The sequence below is a fragment of the Mesorhizobium sp. M0048 genome, assembly GCF_040323405.1.
Lineage (GTDB): Bacteria > Pseudomonadota > Alphaproteobacteria > Rhizobiales > Rhizobiaceae > Mesorhizobium.
The window spans coordinates 1-594 of the sequence record NZ_JAMYUV010000142.1 but is presented as its reverse complement, the minus strand read 5'-3'; the positions used below and the strand labels follow the sequence as shown (position 1 = coordinate 594).

Here is a 594-nt window from a genome sequence, read left to right as displayed (position 1 = left end):
TGTCGGCGCGGCAAGCGGCGGCGCGGTTCGGCGTGGGAGTGTCCAGCGCGATCCGCTGGATTGCGCGGGCGAAGATCGGCGAACTGGCGCCACGCCCGCAGGGCCGCCGCCGCGCCTCCAGCCTCGATGCGCATGAAGCCTTCATCGTCGGGCTGATCGAGGAGCGCAAGGACATCACGCTGAACGAGATGGTGGAGCGGCTCGTCGCCGAGCAGTCAGTGCGGATCAGCCGCAGCGCCTTGAGCGCCTGGCTTCGCGGTCACGGCTGGACATTCAAAAAAAGTCCGCGCACGCACTGGAGCAGGGTCGCCTCGACATCCTGAAGCAGCGCCGGGACTGGTTCGACGGCCAGCTCGATCTTGATCCGGCGAAGCTCGTGTTCATCGATGAGACTGGCCTCTCCACAAAGATGGCCCGCCTGCGTGGAAGAGCGCCGCGCGGCGAGCGCTGCCGGGCCGGCGTGCCGCATGGCCACTGGAAGACCACGACCTTCACCGGAGCGCTGCGGCTGACGGGCATGACTGCGCCCTTCGTCTACGACGGCGCCATGAACGGCAACGTGTTCCTGGCCTATGTCGAGCAGGTGCTGGTCCC

At 67.7% G+C, this 594-nt stretch carries 1 pseudogene; it reads left to right on the top strand.

The annotated features are described in order from the left end of the window. Positions 1 to 594, top strand: a pseudogene (locus tag NKJ84_RS33120) (IS630 family transposase); the annotation flags it as partial.